Below are 19,321 nucleotides of genomic sequence, written 5' to 3'. Positions count from 1 at the left end.
CGCGGCACCTCAGGCGACCAGAGCGGGCTGCGGGCGGGCCGCCTCGTCCCGCAGCCCCTCCAGGAAGCCGGCGACCCTGCGGCTGACCAGCCCGCGCTGCCGGTCCACCGTGACCAGATGATAGGAATCCTCCAGCACCAGCACGTCCACCCGGCCGCCCAGATGGCGTTGCAGGTGCAGCGTGTTGGACAGGCCGGCGATGTCGTCCTGCCGCGCATGCACCAGCAGCGCGGGCTGGCGGATGGCCGGCAGGATGCGCTTCACCAGGGCGGCCAGGGACCACATCTGGCGGATCACCTGCGAAGGCGTTGCCAGCAGCCCGGCATTGCCGCTGTCGCCGCGCTGCATCGCCGCCAGCACCAGCCGGCGGATGCGCTCGTCCTTCACGCCATAGGGCGGGCGTTCGGCGAATTCGAAGCGCTGGCCGACCGGCGTGTCGATCAGCAGCTTCAGCAGGAAGCTGTACCAGGGGATGGACCAGCCGTCGTACCACAGCGTCGGCGCCAGCATCACGAGCCCGGCGACCCGCGCGGGATGCGCCCAGGCCAGCCGCGCCGCCAGCAACCCGCCCATCGACAGCCCGCCGACCACGACGATGTCGCATTCGGCCTCCAGCCGCGCCAGGCCGTCCTCGACGCTGGCGTGCCAATCCTCCCAGCGCGTCGCCCGCAGATCATCCGCCGTGCCGCAATGGCCGGCCAATTGGCAGGCTAGCACCGTGGTGCCGGCATCGCGCAGGCTGCGGGCGAGGCTCTTCATCTCCACCGGCGTGCCGCCCAGCCCATGCACCAGCAGCATCCCCACCCGTGGGCCCGCGCCCTCATCCGCGCGCAGCAGGAAGGAGCGGTCCACCGGCATCATGCCCATCCCTCCACGGCATCCAGGATCCGGGCATTCGTCCGGTCGTTCACCGCGGCGGCATGGCCGGGCGGCGGCCGCGGCAGGCCCGGGCGGTCGATGGCCGACAGCATGGCGCGGAGCGGATCGGGGAAGACCGGCGGGGAATAATCGCCACAGACATCCATCCCCAGCCAGCGCCGACGGCGGCCGAGCCGCGCGACCAGCGCCAGCACATCGTCGAGCCGCAGGGCACCCTGGTCCCAGTTGGTCACCGCCTCCTCCGCCGTCAGCGCATCCTTGTCGAAGGAGACCCAGAAGGGCGTGGCGGGCAGCCGCGCGTCCAGCGCGCGCACGAACGCCGACCAGGGTGTCGCCGCCAGCTCGTGCCAGACCAGGCGGCCGGCCTCGGTATGGCAGCCCGGTGCCTCCACGGCGCGCCCCCAGAGCCGGCTCGGCGCGGCGCGGAACGGGTGGACCTCAAGGCGGCCCTGGCGGATCGCCGCCAAATTGGCGAATTTCCATTCCGGCCGGACGAAATCATCGCTGGCCGGGCCGATGGTGATCACGCGCTGCACCTGCGGCAGCTCCAGCGCGCGGCAGACCCAGGCGCCGCAGTTCAGGGTGGCGGGAAAGCGCGTCCAGTCCGGGTGGTTGTCGATGTGCAGCACCGTCAGCGGCCCCGGCAGCGCGCCGAGGAACAGCGCCGCCAGATGGTGGAAATCGCCGGAGCCGTAGAACACCACCGGCGGCGGGCCCCCGGCGACGGGGAAGGCCACAGCGATCCGCTGCCGCAGCGCCGCCAAGGCGGCGGGGTCGGCCAGGATGCGCAGCCGCGCGGCCAGGTCGGTGGCCGGCACCAGCGTCGCCGCCCCGGCCTCCAGCCGGCGGCGCAAGGCCGGCTGGCCGGGCAGCGAACCGTCCAGATCCAGCACCAGGCAGCGCGTTCCCGTCATCCCGCATGCGCCGCTTCGGCCGGGGCGGCGGCGGGGGCGCGCGCGGGCAGCGCTTCGCCGTCCAGCCAGCGCAGGAAGAGCGGGGTCAGGTCGGTGAAGCCCGTGAAGGCGACATGGGGGATGCCGCGCTCCCGGCAATGCGCGGCAAGCCGGCCCTTGGCGAAGACGACATCCGCCTCGGCCGCGCCGCAGAAATCGGACCGGCCATCGCCGATCAGGATGCTCGGGCCCAACTCCCCCTGCCATTGCGCCGCCAGGGGCCGGCATTTGCAATTGCCCGCGGCGCTGCGGCAGTCGTTGCGCGCGTTCGGGAAGCCCAGGCGCCATCGCTGCCAACCGCTGGCGCCCAGATGGTTGGAGACGACGGTGGCGCGCAGGCCGATGCGCCGCAGCGCGCCCTGCGCCACCCGGTCCAGCCCATCCGACAGGACGGTGAAGGCCAGGCCGCGGCTGGCGCAAAGCTGCGCGAAGCCCTCGAAGCCCGGGTCCAGCGGCAGGGTCGCGACGAAGGCGTCCAGCGCCTGCGGGGTGACGCGCAGCAGGTCCACCTGGCGGGCCATGCATTCGCGGGAGCCGATCTCGCCCCGCGCCCAGGCGGCTTCGATCTCCAGCCAGCCCGGCCCGGCGAAGCGGGCCAGGATCTGGTCCGTCGTGTCCTCGGCGGAGATCGTGCCGTCGAAATCGATGAACAGGCGCGGTGCGTGTGACAAGGGGGCGGTGTCCGGAGAAAGGGGTCTGCCCCCCTGCACAGCAAGCCCCGCGCCAGCCGCCGCCCCCTGGAAAGTCGGGGTTTTCCGGCGGATCGGCGCCGGGCTTCCTCCAAAATTTGTAGCTCCACCCGCAATCGGGGGGGCGGCCGGCGGCGGCTGGGCGCGGGCCGGCGCGACAGCCGCGGGCGGAAACCCGCAGCCGTCCAGGCCCAGGCCCCGAAGCGGCGGTGGCGCATGGACGCGCAGCCATGTGGAACAGCGCATGCAGTGACGGTGGGGCGCCGGGACTCTCCCGGCCGGATGTTCACCATCGGACACGGGCGCACCCATGACCATGCACTACCAGCAACCAGACCGCAGCCGCCGCAGCGCAGCCTTGTTCGAGACCGCACGCAAGGTGATCCCGGGCGGTGTGAACAGCACCGCGCGCGCCACCTGGGCGGGCTGGGACCCCTACCCGATCTTCGCGCAGAGCGGCACCGGCTCCCGCCTGACCGACGTCGATGGCAATGAGTACATCGACTACCTGCTGGGCCTCGGCCCCATGCTGCTGGGCCATCGGCCGCCGGCGGTGACGCGCGCGGTGGTGGCGTTCATCGAACAGCGCGGCACGGTCTTCGCGCTGCCGACGGCGGACGAAACCACACTGGCGGAGAAGATCATCGCCGCGGTGCCGAGCGTGCAACGGGTCCGGCTGTGCAACACCGGGACGGAAGCGGTGCTCTATACCGTGCGCCTCGCGCGCGCCTTCACCGGCCGCCGCAAGATCATCCGCTTCGAGGGCATGTACCACGGCTTTTCCGACAGCGTGTACTGGAGCAAGCACCCCGACATCGCCAAGGCCGGCAGCGACCATGCGCCGCGCCCCGTGCCGCAGGGCCCGGGCCTGCCCGCCGGCATCGACGAGACGCTGATCATCCTGCCCTGGAACGATGTGACCGCGCTGCGCGACGCGCTGGAACGCGAGGGCGACGACATCGCCGCCGTGCTCAGCGAGCCGATCATGTGCAACACCGGCTGCATCCTGCCCGAGCCCGGCTACCTGGAAGCGATGCGCGCGCTGACGCGCAAGCATGGCGTGCTGCTGATCCTTGATGAGGTGATCACGGGTTTCCGCATCGCGCTCGGCGGCGCGCAGGGGCATTACGGCATCACGCCGGACCTCTCGATCTTCGCCAAGGGCCTCGGTGGCGGCTTCCCGGTGGCGGCCATGGGCGGGCGGGCCGACATCATGGCGCTGGTGGAACAGGGGCGGGTCTCGATCGCCGGCACCTACAACGCCAATGGCATCGCCATCTCCGCCGCCAATGCGGCGCTCGACGAACTGGCCAGGCCCGGCATGTATGAACGGCTCTACGCCGTCTCGGACCGGCTGCGCGAAGGGCTGGAGCGGATGGTGCAGGACCTGCGCGTGCCGGCCCATGTCGTCGGGCTGGGGCCGGTGTTCCAGATCTGGTTCGCCGACCGGCCGATCCGCAACTACCGCGACGCCGCGCGCCATGCCGACCACGCCGCCTTCCGGCTGTGGTGGGAAGGCATGCTGAACCGCGGCGTGCTGTTCCACCCCGGCGCCTATGAGAACCTGTTCGTCTCCTTCGCGCATACCGAGGCGGATGTGGACCAGACCCTGGCGGCGGCGCGGGCGACGCTGACCGAGATGCTGGTGTCCTGACCCGGCAGGCGATGCTGCCGCGCGCGACGCTTCTGCTGGCCCTGCTGGCCGTCGTGCCGGCGCACGCGGAAGATGCCCTGCCGGCGCACGCGGAAGATGCCCTGCCGGCGCACGCGGAAGATGCCCTGCCGGCGCACGCGGAAGATGCCCTGCCGGCGCTGTCGCTGTCCCTCGGCGGCGGCGTCGCGGCGAGCCCCGCCTATCGCGGCGGCGGGGCCGTGCGGCTGTCGCCGTCGCCCTATGTCAGCGGTTCGATCGGCGAGGCGCTGGAGGTCGACTCGCTGGACGGCGTGCGGCTGCGGCTGCTGCATCTGGAGGGGCTGAATTTGGGTGGGCTCAGCGCCGGCGCCTTCGGGCGCTACAGCGCCGGCCGGTCCGTGCATGACCTGCCGGCGCGGCTGCGCGGGCTGGGTGGGCTCGGGGACACGGTCGAACTCGGCGGCTACGTCACCTATGAGGCCGGGCCGCTGACGCTGGACACCATCGCCGTGCAGGATGCCACGCGTGGTGGCGGCGGTGCCGCGCTGGAAAGCCGGCTGACGCTCGGCATCCCGATCGGCGACCCGGCGCGGCAGCAGGGCTTCGAGATCGGGCCCTTCGTGCAACTGGCCGACCGCGCCGGGCTGCGCCGGGACTTCGGGGTGGATGCCGCGCAATCGGCCGCCACCGGCCTTGCCGCCTTCTCCCCGCGTGCCGGGGCCGGCATGGCGGGGATCGAGGGCTTCGCCTCCCTGCCCCTGGCGGCGGGCTGGTCGCTGCGCGGCTTCGTGCAATGGGGGCGGCTGGTGGGGGATGCGGCGGCTTCCCCCATCGTCCGCGGCGGCGGCGCGCGGGAGCAGCTTTCGGGCGGGGCCTTCCTGGTGTTCACGCCCTGGGGCCCGGCCCGATGACCGCCACCGTCGTCGTGCTGTGGCTGCTGAACATCGCGCTGGATACCGGCGGGCAGCTGGCCTTCAAATCCGCGGCGATGGCACCGGGCGACGGGCTTGCGCGCTGGCGAGCCATGGCGGCGCGGCCGGCGCTGTGGCTCGGCATCGTCTGCTATCTCGGCGAATTCCTCGCCTGGCTCGGCTTCCTGTCGGTGGTGCCGCTGTCGCGCGCCGTGCTGCTCGGCTCCATCAACATCGTCGCCATCATGGTGGCGGGACGGATGCTCTTCGCCGAGCGGTTCTCGCCGTTGCGCGTCGGCGGAATCCTGCTGATCGCAGTTGGCGTCGGCATCGTTGGGGCGGCGGGCTGATGCGACGCGGCATCGTGTTCGGCTTCCTGCTGCTGCTCGGCTTCGACATCGCAGCCCAGCTCGGCTTCAAATACGCGGCGCTGGCGGCCGAGCCGCTGGCGGCGGATGCGGCCTGGCTGCTGCGGGTGGCGGCGCATCCGCCGATCTATGTCGCGATGCTCGGCTATGTCGGCGCCTTCTTCACCTGGATGGCGCTGCTGAGGCACGCCCCCATCGGGCCGGCCTTCGCGGCCTCGCATCTGGAGGTGGTGGCGATCATGCCCATCGCCATGCTGTTGTTCGGGGAGGAGTTCAGCTGGGTGCGGCTCTGCGGCGCGCTGGCCATACTGGGCGGCATCCTGTGCCTCGCGGCGGACGAGGCGCATGGGCCGGCCTGACCTGCGCTTCCGCGAATTGCCGCCGACCGCGGGCCTGCCGCTGCGCTGGGCCGATCTGTTCGGCCCTGCGCCGCCGGGCGGGGCGCAGGCCTTCGCCCGGGACACCGCCGCCTTCCTGGACGTGGAGGCGCTGCTGCCCGTCTGTTCCGGCACCGCGGCGCTGGTGGTGGCGCTGACCACGCTGCGCCAGGCGAGCAGGCGGCGGCGCGTGGTGGTGCCGGCCTTCACCTGCCCGCTCGTCGCGCTGGCGGTGGCGCAATGCGGGCTGGAGCTGGTGCCCTGCGATCTGGTGCCCGGTGGGTTGGACATGGCGCCCGACGCCCTGGCACGGCTGCTGGACTCCGACACGCTGGCGGTGCTGCCGACACATCTGGCCGGGCGCGTGGCGGATGTGCCGCAGGTGCTGGCCCTGGCCCGCGCCGCCGGCGCCTGGGTGATCGAGGATGCCGCCCAGGCCTTCGGCGCCCGCACGTCGCGCGGGGCGGTCGGCGCCGAGGGCGATATCGGCCTGTTCAGCCTGGCCGTCGGCAAGGGGCTGACGCTGTACGAGGGTGGGCTGTTGCATGCGCGGGATGCCGCGCTGCGCCAGGCGCTGCACCAGACCGCCGCGGCCCTGCTGCGACGCGATCCCTGGCTGGAGGCGCTGCGCTGCGCGCAACTGGCCGGCACCGCGGCGCTGTACCGACCGGGCCTGCTGCCGCTGGCCTATGGGCTGCCGCTGCGTGCCGCGCTGCGCAGCGGGGATGCGGTGGGCGCGGTGGGCGACCGCTTCACCGGGCCTGTCCCGCTGCACGCCCTGGGCGGCTGGCGGCAGCGCGTGGGCGCCCGCGCCTTGCCGCGCCTGCCGGGCTTTCTGGCCGAAGCGGCGCGGCGGGCCGAGCGCTGGCGCGCGCTTCTGGCGGGGGTGGAGGGGCTGCACATCTTCGACGACCGGCCGGGGGAGCAGGGCACCTGGCCGGTGCTGCTGCTGCGGATGCCGGACCGGGCCAGCCAGGCCAGGGCGATGGCGGCGCTATGGACCTCCGGTCTGGGCGTCTCCCGCCTGTTCATCCATGCGCTGCCGGATTACGCGGAGCTGCGCGGCATGGTGCCGCCCGTCCCCTGCCCCGCCGCCGCCGACCTCGCGGCCCGCACGCTGACCATTGGCAATTCGCCCTGGACGACGGAGGCCGACATGCGCCGCATCGCGGCCGCGCTGCGCCAGGCGGTCAGGGCGGAAGAAATGTGGGATGGGCCGTGGCCGAGAGCAGCGAAGGCCCTGCGGGCGGCGTGAGAGGTGGCGGGGCGAGAGCCGCGGCGATCGACATCTGGCCGTTGCTGCGAAACCGGGCAAATTGGAAGGCCTGCCTGCCGCTGTCGCACACGCGGACGCCATCGGCGAAGACGGCGTGGCCATTAACCAAGCATTTCGGTCTGGCACGCATTTTGCTGTTTTCGTCGTAGCGCAGCGCCGCATCAGCGGCAGCTCCGGTAGGCGTGCCGTCGTCGAAAGCGATGTTGGGCGGATTACCGTCATCTTCCGCCCACGCAGGAGATACAGCAATGTGCGACCGTTACGGTTCCTCGGCCCTTCCTGACTTTGCCGCCATCTCATCTGCCCAGGGCTTAGGGGGCAAAGGCTCCGGGCGGCGGGGCATGCTCAAGGCCACGGCCGCGAGCGTGTTGACCATGGCGATCGGTCCGGGCCTGTCCGGCGCGGCCCATGCGGCGACCGGCAGCCTGAAGTCCACGCATGGCACCGGCTTCTGCAATTTGAACCTCTTCCTTGCCCATGCGCTGCAAATGGCGCGCGCGGATGGCACCGAGATCGAATTCGTGAACACGCCGACCTCGGCCGAGATGGTGACCTTCCTCGGCATGGGCCAGGTCGATCTGGGGCTGATGCCCTATACGAGCTTCATGGCGCTGTTCAACGCGGGCGCGCCGGTGAAGATCGTCGCAGGCGGCGGCATCGAGGGCTGCTCCATCGTCGCGCGCCCTGGGCTCGACACGCCGGAGAAGCTGCGCGGCAAGACGCTCGGCACCTTCCAGCTCGATACCCTCGAAGTCCTGCCCTACGATTATCTGAAGAAGCACGGCGTCGCCTTCCGCGACGTCACCGTGCGCTACATGGGCAATACGCCCGAGGCCGTGGAGGCCTTCAAGGCCGGCGCCATCGACTGGATCTGCACGATCGAACCCTATGCGACCGCGCTGATCAATGATGTCCCCGGTTCGGTGCGCCTGTCCGATGGGCGCGACATCTATGGCCCCGGCTACACCGACTGCGTGCTCGCCAGCCGCGCCAGCCTGATCCAGGAAAATCCCCAGGCGCTGAAGAACGTCATCAAGGGCATGTTCCGCGCCCAGCTGATGGCCGAGGCGCAGCCACAGGCCGCCCTCGATAAGTTGGTAGGCCCGTACTACAAGACCTCGATGGAGAATGCCCGCATCGCGATGCAGAAGCAGCCCGCCGTGGTCGATGCGCGCAGCCAGACCGACTTCATCCTGAGCCGCACCGATAGCCTGGTGGAGATGGGCTACATCACCAAGAAGCCCACCCGCGATGCGATCGACTGGACGCTGCTGGAGCAGGTCATCGCCGAAAACCAGGACATCTACAGCCAGCTCAAGTTCAAATCCGCCTGAGGCCGCGACGATGAGCGGAGATTCGGTTGCGGGGCGGCTTTCCGCCCCGCGCGCCGGCGCTTGGGCGCGGCTTTCGCCCCGCTCCCGCGCGGCGCTGGCGCGGATCGGCTGGGGCATCGCCTCCGTCGGCATGTTCGCCGGCATCTGGGAACTTCTCTGGGCCATCGGCGTCGCCGATGCCCGGCTGCTGCCGCCACCGCACATCTTCCTCGGCAACATCCCGGACCAGGCGCGGTTCTTCAACACCGCGCAGCGCTGGCAGATCGGCGTGGATGCCTCGGCGGGGCCCTCGCCCCTGGGGGCGGTCGGCATCACCGTCGCGGCCACCTCGATGCGGGTCTTCGTCGGGCTCGGCATCGCCGCCGTGCTGTCGGTGACGCTCGGCGTATTGATCCGCTACTTCACGCTGCTTGAGAAGCTGACCCTGCCGACGATAACGCTGCTCTCCCCGGTCTCGCCGATCGCCTGGCTGCCGGTCGCGATCTTCATGTTCGGCATCGGCAATGCGCCGGCGATCTTCATGGTGGTGATCGCGCTGTTCTTCCACATGGTGCTGTCCACCATCAGCCAGATCGATGGCGTGAACCGCAACCTGATCAACGTCGCCCGCACCATGGGGGCGAGCAAGCGGCAGGTCTATGGCCGCGTCATCATCCCCGCGATCCTGCCGCAGATGCTGATCGTGCTGCGGCTCAACCTCTTCGCCTCCTGGATGGTGGTGCTGATCGCGGAATCGACGGGTGTCGGCTTCGGCCTCGGGCAGGTCATCATGCTGGCGCGCAACACCTTCAACCCATCCCTCGTCTTCTTCACCATCGCGCTGATCGGGCTGCTCGGCTTCCTGTCCGATCTGGTGCTGCGGCAGCTCCAGCGGCGCCTCCTTTACTGGGTGCCGGAAGCGACGGGGGTGCTCCGTGGGCTCTGATCCCTTTCTGCCCTACTCCTCCAAAGATGCCGTGGTCTGCAGGGGCATCGGCAAGACCTGGGCGATCGACACCCCCCGTGCGCATGAGGCCTTGCGCGACGTCGACCTGGATATCCGCCCGGGCGAGTTCGTGGTGCTGCTCGGCCCATCGGGCTGCGGCAAATCCACGCTGCTCTATCTGATCGCGGGGCTGGAGGCGCAGACCAGCGGACAGATCTGGTCCTTCCACGACGAGGTCACCACGCCCTCCCCCGACCGCAGCCTGATCTTCCAGGAGACCTCGCTGTTTCCCTGGCTGGCGGTCTGGCAGAACGTCAGCTTCGGCCTTTCGATCCGTGGCGTCCCCCTCAAGGAACGCCGGGCCGTGGCACGCGACGCGCTGTCCCGCGTCGGCCTGGTGGAGGCGATGGACAAGCGCCCCGACGAGTTGTCGGGGGGCATGCGCCAACGCGTCGCCGTCGCCCGCGCGCTGGCCATGCGCCCCAAGGTGCTGTTGATGGACGAGCCCTTCGCGGCCCTCGATGTGCAGACAAGGGCGAAGATGCAGGATTTCCTGCTCGACGTCTGGCGCGACAGCGGGGCTTCGGTCCTCTTCGTCACGCATTCGATCGACGAGGCGGTGGCGCTGGCCGATAGGGTCGTGGTCTTCACCTCGCGGCCGGGGCGGATCAAGACCATCGTGCCGATCGACCTGCCGCGCCCGCGCGATCCCTTCTCGCCGCAATGCGAGGCCCTGCGCCGGCTCCTCACCGAGGAATTGCGCGGCGAGGTCGATCGCGCCTTTGCCGAACAGGAAGCGCTCGCCCGCACCGGCTGAGCCGCCCCCCGCCTCTCCCCCTATCCCGCCCTGTCCAGGAGCGAAGACGATGACCGTCACCCTCATTCGCAGCCGTTCCATGTTCACCAAGCCGCTCTCCCGCACCGCCTGGGAGGAGATCGCCGATGGCGCCGTCCTGCAGGAGGACGGCATCATCACCGCGGTCGGCACCTATGATGATCTGCACCGCAAGCATCCGACCGTGCCGGTGCTCGGCACCGGGCAGGAGATCATGCTGCCGGGCTTCGTCAACGGGCATCACCATGTCGGGCTGACCCCGGTGCAGCTCGGATCGCCGGACATGCCGCTCGAACTCTGGTTCGTCACGCGGATGGTGACGCGGAACCTGAACCTTTACCTCGACACGCTCTACTCCGCCTTCGAGATGATCGGCTCGGGCATCACCACGGTGCAGCATATCCATGGCTGGGCGCCCGGGGGGCTGACCGAGGTCATGGCGCGATCCAATGACGTGATCCGCGCCTATGAGGACATCGGCATGCGGGTCTCCTACTGCTTCGCGGTGCGCGACCAGAACCGGCTCGTCTACCAGGCCGATGAGGAGTTCGTGGCGAGCCTGCCGCCCGAGCTGCGGGAGCCGATGAAGCGCTGGTTCGACCGCTTCCAGCTCAGCCTGGACGATCATCTCGACCTGTTCCGCGACCTGCATGCCCAGCACCAGGGCAAGAAGCGGGTGAAGGTGCAGCTGGCGCCGGCCAATCTGCACTGGTGTTCGGATCGCGCGCTGACGGCGCTCTCGGATCTGTCGGCCAAGTATGATGCGCCTTTGCACATGCATCTGGTCGAGACGGCCTACCAGAAGGAATACGCCATGCGCCGCGGCGGCTGCACGGCCGTGGAATATATCGACCGCTTCGGGCTGCTGGGGCCGCGGCTGACGCTCGGCCATGGCGTCTGGCTGAATGAGAAGGACATCGGGCGCCTCGCGGAGACGGGAAGCTGCGTCTGCCACAACTGCTCCTCCAATTTCCGGCTGCGGTCGGGGGTCGCGGCGCTGAACCGGTTCGAGGCGGTCGGCATCAATACCGCGATCGGACTGGATGAGGCCGGGATCAACGATGACCGCGACATGTTGCAGGAGATGCGGCTGGTGCTGCGCGCGCATCGCGTGCCCGGCATGGGCGACGACGAGGTGCCGGGGATGGGCCAGGTGCTGCGCATGGCGACCACGGGCGGGGCCAGGACCACGCCCTATGGCGAGGGCCTCGGCACGCTGGAGGTCGGCAAGGGCGCCGACCTGTCGCTGATCGACTGGGCGGGGGTCACCTACCCCTACCTGGATGAGGAGATGCCGCTGCTGGATGCGGTGATCCAGCGCGCCAAATCCTCCTCCGTGCGGATGGTGATCTGCGATGGCGAGGTGGTCTATTCGGAGGGACGCTTCACCAAGGTGGACCGCGATGGCGCGCTGAAGGCGCTGCACGATGACCTGGCGCATGCCCTCTCGGATGACGAGGTGGAGCGCCGCCAGCTTTCCAAGGCGTTGCTGCCCCATGCGAGGCGGTTCTATGCGAATTATATCGACCCGGCGAAGCACGAGCCCTTCTACCGGCCGAGTTCCCGCGTCTGATGGGGCAAGGCCGGGGCGGGCGGCGTGAAGCGCCGGGAGATCAGGGGGAAGGGTTGGTGTGCCCGGTGGGACTCGAACCCACGACCACATGATTAAAAGTCACGTGCTCTACCAACTGAGCTACGGGCACCCAGGGGCAGGGTGAAAAGCGCGCCTGGGGCGCGCCCGTCAACCCTGCCCGCGTGTCATCAGGCCGGAACGTCGGCCGCGACGCGCAGGGTGATGAGGCGGTCAGGCTCGCGCACCTGGCCGCTGCCACCGGCGCCGCGCTTGATCTTGTCCACGAACTCCATGCCCGACACGACCTGGCCCCAGATCGTGTACTGCCCGTCCAGGGAGGGGTAGGGCGCGAACATGATGAAGAACTGGCTGTTGGCGCTGTTCGGCTCGGCGGAGCGCGCCATGCCGCAGACACCGCGGGTGAAGCGGGCGCGGGCCGGGGGGGTGAACTCGGCCGGGATGTTCGGCATCTGCGAGCCGCCGGTGCCGGTGCCGGTGGGATCGCCACCCTGGGCCATGAAGCCCTCGATCACGCGGTGGAACGGGGTGCTGTCATAGAAATGCGCGCGCGCCAGCGCCTTGATCTGCTCGACATGCTTCGGCGCCAGGTCGGGACGCAGGCGGATCACCACCACACCATCCTTCAGGGTCAGCAGCAGCGTGTTCTCGCGATCGGGGGCCGCTTGGGCTTCGGCGGTTTCGTCGGTCATGGCGGTTCCCATCAGGGCAAGAGGTGTGGCGGCAAGCAGGGTGCGACGGTTCATCGGTAAGGGCTCCCTGTGGGCGGTGGTGCTCAGGTGGGGGTGGCCCGCACCCGGGCCAATGTGCGTTCCAGCGTCAACGGCGGCACAAAGCTGTGAATGTCGCCGCCAAGCTGGGCGATCTCCTTGACGAAGCGCGAGGAGATGAACTGGTTCGTCTCGCTCGCCATCAGGAAGACCGTCTCGATCGTGGAATCCAGGCGGTGGTTCATACCGGCCATCTGGAACTCATAATCGAAATCCGACACCGCGCGCAGCCCCCGCACGATCATGGCAGCACCCAGCTCCTTGGCGAAGCCGATCAGCAGCCCCTTGAACGGCCGGACCTCCACGATGCAGCCGGTGCGTTCGGCGATGGCGACGGTTTCCGCGCGCACCAGCTCGACCCGTTCCTCCAGCGGAAACAGCGGCCCCTTGCCGATGTTGACCGAGACACCGACGACGAGCCGGTCGCAGAGCCGTGCCGCGCGTCCGATGACATCGATGTGGCCGTTGGTGACAGGATCGAAAGTGCCGGGATAAAGCCCGATCCGTTCAGGCATCAGGGGACTCTCCGTCGTCAGCGGCGGTTTCAACGACCGGGAACACGCTGGTGACGCGTTCGCCATCCTGCACGCGGAACAGCGTGACACCCATGGCCTGGCGCCCGGTCAGGCGCACCTGGTCCGAGGTGGTGCGGATCAGCGTGCCGCCATCGGAGACCAGCATCACCTCATCGCCCTTGCGGACCGGCAGGCTGGCGACGACGCGCCGCCCGGTCCGTGCCGACAGGCCGATATTGGTGACGCCCATGCCGCCGCGGCCGGTCACGCGATACTCATAGGCGCTGCTGCGCTTGCCGAAGCCGAGGTCGGTCACGGTCAGCAGCAGCTCCTCCGCCTCGGCCAGTTCGGCGAAGCGCTCGGGCGTGAGGGTGATGTCCTCCTCGGCGCCATCCTCGACCTCGACCGGCGCATCGGCGTCCTCGCCGGCGCGGCTGGCCTTGATATAGGCGAGGCGCTCGGCCGGGCTCGCCTCGATGTGGCGCAGCACGGAGAGCGAGATCACCGCATCCCCGGTGGCGAGCCGGATGCCGCGCACGCCGCTGCTTTCCCGCCCGGCGAAGACGCGCAGCGTCTCCACATCGGCGACAAAACGGATGGCGCGGCCGGCGCGGGTCGCGAGGAAGATGTCATCCCCTTCCCGGCAGGTCTGCACGCCGATCAGGCTGTCGCCCTCATCGAGCTTCATCGCGATGAGGCCGGAGGCGCGGACGTTCTTGAAGTCCGACAGCCGGTTCCGCCGCACGCCGCCCTTGGCGGTGGCGAAGACGAGGTTGAGGTTCTCCCACAGGCTGTCGTCCTGCGGCAGCGGCAGCACGGTGGTGATCTGCTCGCCCTCGGCCAGTTGCAGCAACTGGCGCAGCGAACGGCCGCGCGCGCCGGTGCCGGCCTCGGGCAGCTTCCAGACCTTCTCGCGGAAGGCGAGGCCACGGCTGGTGAAGAACAGCACCCATTGATGCGTATGCGCGTTGAAGGAGCGCACGATGACATCGCTCTCCCGCGTCGCCGCCGCCGAACGCCCGGTGCCGCCACGATGCTGGGTGCGGAAGGTTTCGAGCGGGGTGCGCTTGACGTAGCCATCCCGCGTCAGGGTCACGACCATGAGCCCCGGCTCGATCAGGCTTTCGTCGTCCTGGTCGAAGATGCCGTCCATGATCTCGGAACGGCGGGGCGAGGCGATCATCGCCTTCACCTCGCGCAGCTCCTCGGCCATCAGTTCGAGCAGGCGCGGGCGGGAGCTGAGGATCTCCAGCAATTCGCGGATGCGGCCGCCGACCTCGTCGAGCTCGGCGGTGATCTTGTCGCGCTCAAGCCCGGTCAGGCGCTGCAGCCGCAGCTCCAGGATGCCGCGCGCCTGGGCCTCGGTCAGGCGCACGGTGCCTTCGGGCGTCAGCGTGTTCTGGTGGTCATCCACCAGCGCCAGCAGCACGCCAATATCGCCCGCCGGCCAGTCCTGCTGCATCAGCGCCACGCGCGCCGCGGCGGCATCGCTGCTGGTGCGGATCAGGCGGATGACTTCGTCGATGTTGGCCACCGCGATGGCCAGGCCGATCAGCTGATGCGCGCGGTCGCGCGCCTTGCCGAGCCGGAACCGCGAGCGGCGCAGGATCGTCTCCTCGCGATAGGCAAGGAAGGCTTCCAGCAGGTCCTTCAGCCCCATCTGCCGCGGCCGGCCCTGGTCCAGCGCCAGCGTGTTCACGGCAAAGGAGGTCTGCAGATTGGTGAAGCGGTAGAGCTGGTTCAGCACCACCTCCGCCGTCGCATCGCGCTTGAGTTCCACGACGATGCGCAGACCGTCGCGGTCGCTCTCGTCACGCAGGTCGGAAATGCCCTCGACCTGCTTGGAGCGGACCAGCTCGGCGATGCGCTCGACCAAGGTGGATTTGTTGACCTGGTAAGGGATCTCGCTGACCGCGATGCATTGGCGGCCGCCCTTCATCTCCTCGATCGCGGCGCGGGCGCGCACGATGATGGAGCCGCGGCCCGTCTCGAAGGCCTGGCGGATGCCGCTGCGGCCGAGGATCAGCGCGCCGGTCGGGAAATCCGGGCCGGGGATGATCTCCATCAGCTCGTCGAGCGTCGCCGCCGGATTGGCGATCAGCAGCAATGCGGCGTCGCAGACCTCGGTCGGGTTGTGCGGCGGGATGTTGGTCGCCATGCCGACCGCGATGCCATTGGCGCCATTGACCAGCAGGTTCGGGAAGCCGGCCGGCAGGACCGTCGGCTCCTCGCCGCTCTCGTCATAGGTCGCCTGGAAATCGACGGTATCCTCGTCGATGCCATCCAGCAGCGCGCTCGCGGCCCGGGCCAGACGGGCCTCGGTGTAGCGCATCGCCGCCGGCGGATCGCCGTCCATGCTGCCGAAATTGCCCTGACCATCGATCAGCGGCAGCCGCATGGAGAAGTTCTGCGCCATGCGAACCATGGCGTCGTAAATCGAGGCATCGCCATGCGGGTGATACTTGCCCATCACCTCGGCGACCGGGCGGGCGGATTTGCGGTGCGGCTTGTCGGCGGTGAAGCCGTTCTCGTTCATCGCGAAGAGGATGCGGCGATGCACGGGCTTCAGCCCGTCGCGCGCATCCGGCAGCGCGCGGGCCACGATCACGCTCATCGCGTAGTCGAGGTAGGACCGGCGCATTTCCTCTTCGAGCGCCACCGGCAGGGTGCCGGACGGCGGTTCGGTCAGCGGACCGCCGGGGGTGTCGCTATCGCTCAATTGTCAGGTTCCGTCTTGGCCGCGACTTAGAACGGGATATCGTCGTCGAGGTCGGTTTTCTTCGCATCCCAGCCGCCGCGGGAGGGTGCGGCGGCGCGGGCGGGCGCGCGGGACGGCGGGGCCGCCCCACCTTCCTCGTCATAGCCGCCGCTGCTCGCGCGGCTGCCGCCGCCATCGCCACGGCCGCCGACAAGCTGCAACTCGCCGCGGAACTGGCGCAGGACGATTTCGGTGGAATACTTGTCGGCGCCGGTCGCGTCCTGCCATTTGCGGGTCTCGATCTGGCCTTCCAGATAGACCTCGCTGCCCTTCCTCAGATACTTCTCGGCGATTTCACCGAGCTTCTCGTTGAAGATGGAAACCGCATGCCACTCGGTCCGTTCCTGCTGTTCGCCGGACTTGTCCTTGTACCGCTCGGAGGTCGCCACCCGCAGGTTCACCACACGGCCGCCGTTCTGAAAATTGCGGACCTCCGGGTCCTTCCCCAGACGCCCGAGGATGATCACCTTATTGACGCCGGCCATCGGCCACTACTCCCGCGCTTCGGAGGCGCCTTATAGCCGAAGCGCCACGGAAGCTCCATATGCGCCCCGCCAAAGACCCTTCCCCCAGCCCAGTGACTGGTGGCACACTCGAACACAACGTGAACATCGGAGTCCCGTTCCCCATGGCCCAAGAGCGCCCCGTGATCCGCGTCCGCGGCGCCCGGACCCACAACCTCAAGAACATCGACGTCGATATCCCCCGCGACAGGCTGACGGTGATCACCGGGGTCTCGGGTTCGGGGAAATCCTCGCTCGCCTTCGACACCATCTATGCCGAGGGGCAGCGCCGCTACGTCGAATCGCTCTCGGCCTATGCGCGGCAGTTCCTCCAGTTGATGGACAAGCCCGATGTCGATTCGATCGAGGGGCTCTCGCCCGCGATCTCCATCGAGCAGAAGACCACGAGCCACAATCCGCGCTCCACCGTCGGCACGGTGACCGAGATCCACGACTACATGCGCCTGCTCTGGGCGCGGGCCGGGGTGCCGCATTCCCCCGCGACCGGGCTGCCGATCGAGGCGCAGACCGTCTCCATGATGGTGGATCGCGTGATGGCGATGCCGGAGGGCACGCGGCTGCTGCTGCTCGCCCCGGTCGCGCGCGGCCGCAAGGGCGAGTGGAAGAAGGAGTTTTCCGAATGGCAGCGGCGCGGCTTCGAGCGCGTGAAGGTCAATGGCGCGCTGCTGCGGATCGATGAGGTCCCCAACCTCGCCAAGACCAAGAAGCACGACATTGAGGTCGTGGTCGATCGCGTGGTGGTCAAGGCGGGGGTCGAATCCCGCCTCGCCGACAGCTTCGAGACCGCGCTGCAACTGGCCGACGGCATCGCCTATACCGAGCCGGCCGAGGGCGGCGAGCGCACCGTGTTCAGCCAGAAATTCGCCTGCCCGGTCAGCGGCTTCACCATCGAGGAGATCGAGCCGCGGCTGTTCTCCTTCAACAGCCCGCAGGGCGCCTGCCCGGCCTGCGACGGGCTCGGCACGGAATCCTTCTTCGACCCGGCCATGGTGGTGCCGGATGACGACCGGACCCTGGCCGGTGGCGCCGTCGCCCCCTGGGCCGGCACCGCCGCCAGCCCCTATTACGACCAGACCGTCGAGAGCCTGGCGCGGCACTACAAGGTGCCGCTGACCGCCCCCTGGTCCAGCCTGCCCGAGACGTTCCGCCAGGCGCTGCTGCACGGCACGGCCGGGGAGGTGGTGACCCTGCGCTACAAGGACGGCTTGCGCGCCTATGACGTCAAGAAACCCTTCGAGGGCGTGATCCCCAACCTGGAACGCCGGTTGCGCGAGACCGACAATGCCTGGGTGCGCGAGGATCTCGGCCGCTACCAGGCCCAGAAGCCCTGCCATGTCTGCGGCGGCTTTCGCCTCAAGCCCGAGGCGCTGTCCGTGAAAATCGCCACATGCAGCATCGGCGAGGCCTCCAACCTCTCGATCCGCGAGGCCGATGCCTGGTTCCGCACCGTCGAGGCCACCCTCACCCCGCAGCGCGCCACCATCGCCCGCCGCATCCTGCGCGAGATCACCGACCGGCTGCGCTTCCTGGTCGATGTCGGGTTGGATTACCTGACCCTCGCGCGCGCCTCGGCGACGCTCTCGGGCGGGGAATCGCAGCGCATCCGCCTCGCCTCCCAGATCGGCAGCGGGCTGACCGGCGTGCTTTACGTGCTGGACGAACCCTCCATCGGGCTGCACCAGCGCGACAATGAACGGCTGCTGACCACGCTGCGCCGGTTGCGCGACCTCGGGAACACCGTGCTGGTCGTGGAGCATGACGAGGATGCGATCCGCCAGGCCGACCATCTGCTGGACATCGGGCCCGCGGCCGGGCTCGCCGGCGGCCAGGTGGTGTCCCAGGGCACGCCGGCGGAGGTCGCGGCCGATCCCGCCAGCCTGACCGGCGCCTACCTCTCCGGCCGCCGCCGCATCGAAATCCCGACCACGCGGCGAAAGCCCGATCCCAAGCGCCAGCTTCGTATCGTCAATGCGACCGGCAACAATCTGCAAGGCATCTCGGCCAGCATCCCGCTTGGGGTGATGACCTGCGTCACCGGCGTCTCGGGGGGGGGCAAATCGACGCTGGTGATCGAGACGCTGTACAAGGCCGCCGCCCGCCGCCTGATGGGCGCGGGCACGGTGCCGGCGCCGCATGACAGGATCGAAGGGCTGGACCTGCTCGACAAGATCATCGACATCGACCAGTCCCCGATCGGCCGCACGCCGCGTTCCAACCCCGCGACCTATACCGGCCTCTTCGCGCCGATCCGCGACTGGTTCTCCGAACTGCCGGACAGCCGCGCGCGCGGCTACAAGCCCGGCCGCTTCAGCTTCAACGTCAAGGGCGGGCGCTGCGAGGCCTGCCAGGGCGATGGCGTGCTGAAGATCGAGATGCATTTTCTCCCCGACGTCTACGTCACCTGCGACACTTGCAAGGGCAAGCGCTACAACCGCGAAACCCTGGAAGTGAAGTTCCGCGGCAAATCCATCGCCGATGTGCTGGAGATGACGGTGGATGAAGGGGTCGTCTTCTTCGCCGCCGTGCCCTCGATCCATGACAAGCTGAAGATGCTGTCCGAGGTCGGGCTCGGCTATATCCGGCTCGGCCAGCAGGCGACGACGCTCTCGGGCGGCGAGGCTCAGCGTATCAAGCTCGCCAAGGAACTGTCCCGCCGGGCGACCGGGCGGACGCTCTATATCCTCGACGAGCCCACCACCGGGCTGCATTTCGAGGATGTCCGCAAGCTGCTGGAAGTGCTGCAGGCGCTGGTCGATACCGGCAACACCATCGTGGTGATCGAGCACAATCTGGAGGTCATCAAGACCGCCGACTGGATCCTCGACCTCGGGCCGGAGGGCGGCCAGGGCGGCGGGCAGATCGTCGCCGAAGGCACGCCGGAGCAGATCGCCCTGGCCCCGGACAGCCATACCGGGCGCTTCCTCGCCCCGCTGCTGCCGGTCGCGGCGGCGGCGAAGAAGCGCAAGCGGGCCTGATCAGGTGG

At 69.4% G+C, this 19,321-nt stretch carries 17 protein-coding genes and 1 tRNA gene; 10 read left to right on the top strand and 8 right to left on the bottom strand.

Annotated features, from left to right (window positions below; genetic code table 11):
• Positions 1–9 precede the first annotated feature (9 nt).
• From C8P66_RS04250 to C8P66_RS04240, 3 genes are read right to left on the bottom strand one after another with little or no spacing between them, the layout of a single operon-like run.
• The gene (locus tag C8P66_RS04250; RefSeq protein ID WP_245903204.1) at positions 10–861 is read right to left on the bottom strand and encodes an alpha/beta hydrolase; all 852 of its coding nucleotides are present in this window, start codon (positions 859–861) and stop codon (positions 10–12) included.
• On the bottom strand, positions 858–1,793 hold the full coding sequence (locus C8P66_RS04245) for an arginase family protein (RefSeq protein ID WP_111396898.1): 936 nt from the start codon (positions 1,791–1,793) through the stop codon (positions 858–860). The genes C8P66_RS04250 and C8P66_RS04245 overlap by 4 nt, the downstream gene beginning before the upstream one ends.
• Entirely contained in the window at positions 1,790–2,503 is a 714-nt protein-coding gene (locus tag C8P66_RS04240) for an HAD-IB family phosphatase (RefSeq protein WP_245903203.1), read from the bottom strand. Before C8P66_RS04240 ends, C8P66_RS04245 begins: the two co-directional genes overlap by 4 nt.
• Positions 2,504–2,831: 328 nt before the next feature.
• Here C8P66_RS04240 and C8P66_RS04235 point away from each other — a divergent pair, with 328 nt between their 5' ends.
• The 9 genes from C8P66_RS04235 (at position 2,832) to C8P66_RS04195 (ending at position 11,753) form a co-directional block, all read left to right on the top strand.
• The gene (locus tag C8P66_RS04235) at positions 2,832–4,175 is read left to right on the top strand and encodes an aspartate aminotransferase family protein (protein ID WP_111396896.1); all 1,344 of its coding nucleotides are present in this window, start codon (positions 2,832–2,834) and stop codon (positions 4,173–4,175) included.
• An 11-nt stretch (positions 4,176–4,186) separates the two neighbouring features.
• The gene (locus C8P66_RS04230) at positions 4,187–5,065 is read left to right on the top strand and encodes a MipA/OmpV family protein (protein WP_111396895.1); all 879 of its coding nucleotides are present in this window, start codon (positions 4,187–4,189) and stop codon (positions 5,063–5,065) included.
• Positions 5,062–5,415, top strand: a complete 354-nt coding sequence (locus C8P66_RS04225) for a hypothetical protein (RefSeq protein ID WP_111396894.1) — start codon at positions 5,062–5,064, stop codon at positions 5,413–5,415. The genes C8P66_RS04230 and C8P66_RS04225 overlap by 4 nt, the downstream gene beginning before the upstream one ends.
• On the top strand, positions 5,415–5,792 hold the full coding sequence (locus tag C8P66_RS04220; RefSeq protein ID WP_111396893.1) for an EamA family transporter: 378 nt from the start codon (positions 5,415–5,417) through the stop codon (positions 5,790–5,792). The genes C8P66_RS04225 and C8P66_RS04220 overlap by 1 nt, the downstream gene beginning before the upstream one ends.
• Positions 5,779–7,065, top strand: a complete 1,287-nt coding sequence (locus C8P66_RS04215; RefSeq protein ID WP_111396892.1) for an aminotransferase class I/II-fold pyridoxal phosphate-dependent enzyme — start codon at positions 5,779–5,781, stop codon at positions 7,063–7,065. Before C8P66_RS04220 ends, C8P66_RS04215 begins: the two co-directional genes overlap by 14 nt.
• Positions 7,066–7,427: 362 nt before the next feature.
• Positions 7,428–8,420 (top strand): ABC transporter substrate-binding protein, encoded by a 993-nt coding sequence (locus tag C8P66_RS04210; RefSeq protein WP_211314019.1) that lies wholly within the window; start codon positions 7,428–7,430, stop codon positions 8,418–8,420.
• 10 nt (positions 8,421–8,430) lie between these two features.
• Positions 8,431–9,345, top strand: coding sequence for an ABC transporter permease (locus tag C8P66_RS04205; protein ID WP_111396890.1), 915 nt, complete (start codon positions 8,431–8,433; stop codon positions 9,343–9,345).
• A gap of 31 nt (positions 9,346–9,376) precedes the next feature.
• Positions 9,377–10,162, top strand: a complete 786-nt coding sequence (locus C8P66_RS04200) for an ABC transporter ATP-binding protein (protein ID WP_211314018.1) — start codon at positions 9,377–9,379, stop codon at positions 10,160–10,162.
• A gap of 49 nt (positions 10,163–10,211) precedes the next feature.
• A complete protein-coding gene (locus C8P66_RS04195; protein WP_111396889.1) occupies positions 10,212–11,753 on the top strand; it encodes an amidohydrolase family protein in 1,542 nt (513 codons plus the stop codon).
• A gap of 54 nt (positions 11,754–11,807) precedes the next feature.
• On the opposite strand, the gene C8P66_RS04190 is transcribed toward C8P66_RS04195, so the two are convergent.
• The 5 genes from C8P66_RS04190 to ssb all read right to left on the bottom strand — a co-directional run bounded on the left by C8P66_RS04190 (position 11,808) and on the right by ssb (position 16,299).
• A tRNA-Lys gene (locus tag C8P66_RS04190) sits at positions 11,808–11,883 on the bottom strand.
• A gap of 58 nt (positions 11,884–11,941) precedes the next feature.
• Positions 11,942–12,463 (bottom strand): peptidylprolyl isomerase, encoded by a 522-nt coding sequence (locus C8P66_RS04185; RefSeq protein WP_245903202.1) that lies wholly within the window; start codon positions 12,461–12,463, stop codon positions 11,942–11,944.
• Positions 12,464–12,546: 83 nt separating this feature from the next.
• A complete protein-coding gene (gene coaD / locus C8P66_RS04180; protein WP_111396887.1) occupies positions 12,547–13,056 on the bottom strand; it encodes a pantetheine-phosphate adenylyltransferase in 510 nt (169 codons plus the stop codon).
• Entirely contained in the window at positions 13,049–15,775 is a 2,727-nt protein-coding gene (gene gyrA / locus C8P66_RS04175) for a DNA gyrase subunit A (RefSeq protein WP_111396886.1), read from the bottom strand. Before gyrA ends, coaD begins: the two co-directional genes overlap by 8 nt.
• A gap of 26 nt (positions 15,776–15,801) precedes the next feature.
• Positions 15,802–16,299 (bottom strand): single-stranded DNA-binding protein, encoded by a 498-nt coding sequence (gene ssb / locus C8P66_RS04170; protein WP_111396885.1) that lies wholly within the window; start codon positions 16,297–16,299, stop codon positions 15,802–15,804.
• Positions 16,300–16,442: 143 nt separating this feature from the next.
• Between ssb and uvrA the strand changes: the two genes are divergently transcribed.
• On the top strand, positions 16,443–19,313 hold the full coding sequence (gene uvrA, locus C8P66_RS04165) for an excinuclease ABC subunit UvrA (protein WP_111396884.1): 2,871 nt from the start codon (positions 16,443–16,445) through the stop codon (positions 19,311–19,313).
• Positions 19,314–19,321: the final 8 nt, after the last annotated feature.

It is taken from the genome of Humitalea rosea (genome assembly GCF_003253705.1).
Taxonomy (GTDB): Bacteria; Pseudomonadota; Alphaproteobacteria; order Acetobacterales; family Acetobacteraceae; genus Humitalea; species Humitalea rosea.
Note: the sequence above shows the minus strand (reverse complement) of the source record. Positions and strands in the feature narration are given on the sequence as shown.

Excerpts from the sequence above, each read along its gene's own strand:
- C8P66_RS04185 (WP_245903202.1), bottom strand. The coding sequence starts at position 12,463 with ATGACCGACGAAACCGCCGAAGCCCAAGCGGCCCCCGATCGCGAGAAC.
- coaD (WP_111396887.1), bottom strand. The coding sequence starts at position 13,056 with ATGCCTGAACGGATCGGGCTTTATCCCGGCACTTTCGATCCTGTCACC.
- C8P66_RS04245 (WP_111396898.1), bottom strand. The coding sequence starts at position 1,793 with ATGACGGGAACGCGCTGCCTGGTGCTGGATCTGGACGGTTCGCTGCCC.
- C8P66_RS04225 (WP_111396894.1), top strand. The coding sequence starts at position 5,062 with ATGACCGCCACCGTCGTCGTGCTGTGGCTGCTGAACATCGCGCTGGAT.
- C8P66_RS04235 (WP_111396896.1), top strand. The coding sequence starts at position 2,832 with ATGACCATGCACTACCAGCAACCAGACCGCAGCCGCCGCAGCGCAGCC.
- ssb (WP_111396885.1), bottom strand. The coding sequence starts at position 16,299 with ATGGCCGGCGTCAATAAGGTGATCATCCTCGGGCGTCTGGGGAAGGAC.
- C8P66_RS04205 (WP_111396890.1), top strand. The coding sequence starts at position 8,431 with ATGAGCGGAGATTCGGTTGCGGGGCGGCTTTCCGCCCCGCGCGCCGGC.
- C8P66_RS04230 (WP_111396895.1), top strand. The coding sequence starts at position 4,187 with ATGCTGCCGCGCGCGACGCTTCTGCTGGCCCTGCTGGCCGTCGTGCCG.
- C8P66_RS04210 (WP_211314019.1), top strand. The coding sequence starts at position 7,428 with ATGCTCAAGGCCACGGCCGCGAGCGTGTTGACCATGGCGATCGGTCCG.
- C8P66_RS04250 (WP_245903204.1), bottom strand. The coding sequence starts at position 861 with ATGATGCCGGTGGACCGCTCCTTCCTGCTGCGCGCGGATGAGGGCGCG.
- C8P66_RS04220 (WP_111396893.1), top strand. The coding sequence starts at position 5,415 with ATGCGACGCGGCATCGTGTTCGGCTTCCTGCTGCTGCTCGGCTTCGAC.
- C8P66_RS04215 (WP_111396892.1), top strand. The coding sequence starts at position 5,779 with ATGGGCCGGCCTGACCTGCGCTTCCGCGAATTGCCGCCGACCGCGGGC.
- C8P66_RS04195 (WP_111396889.1), top strand. The coding sequence starts at position 10,212 with ATGACCGTCACCCTCATTCGCAGCCGTTCCATGTTCACCAAGCCGCTC.
- uvrA (WP_111396884.1), top strand. The coding sequence starts at position 16,443 with ATGGCCCAAGAGCGCCCCGTGATCCGCGTCCGCGGCGCCCGGACCCAC.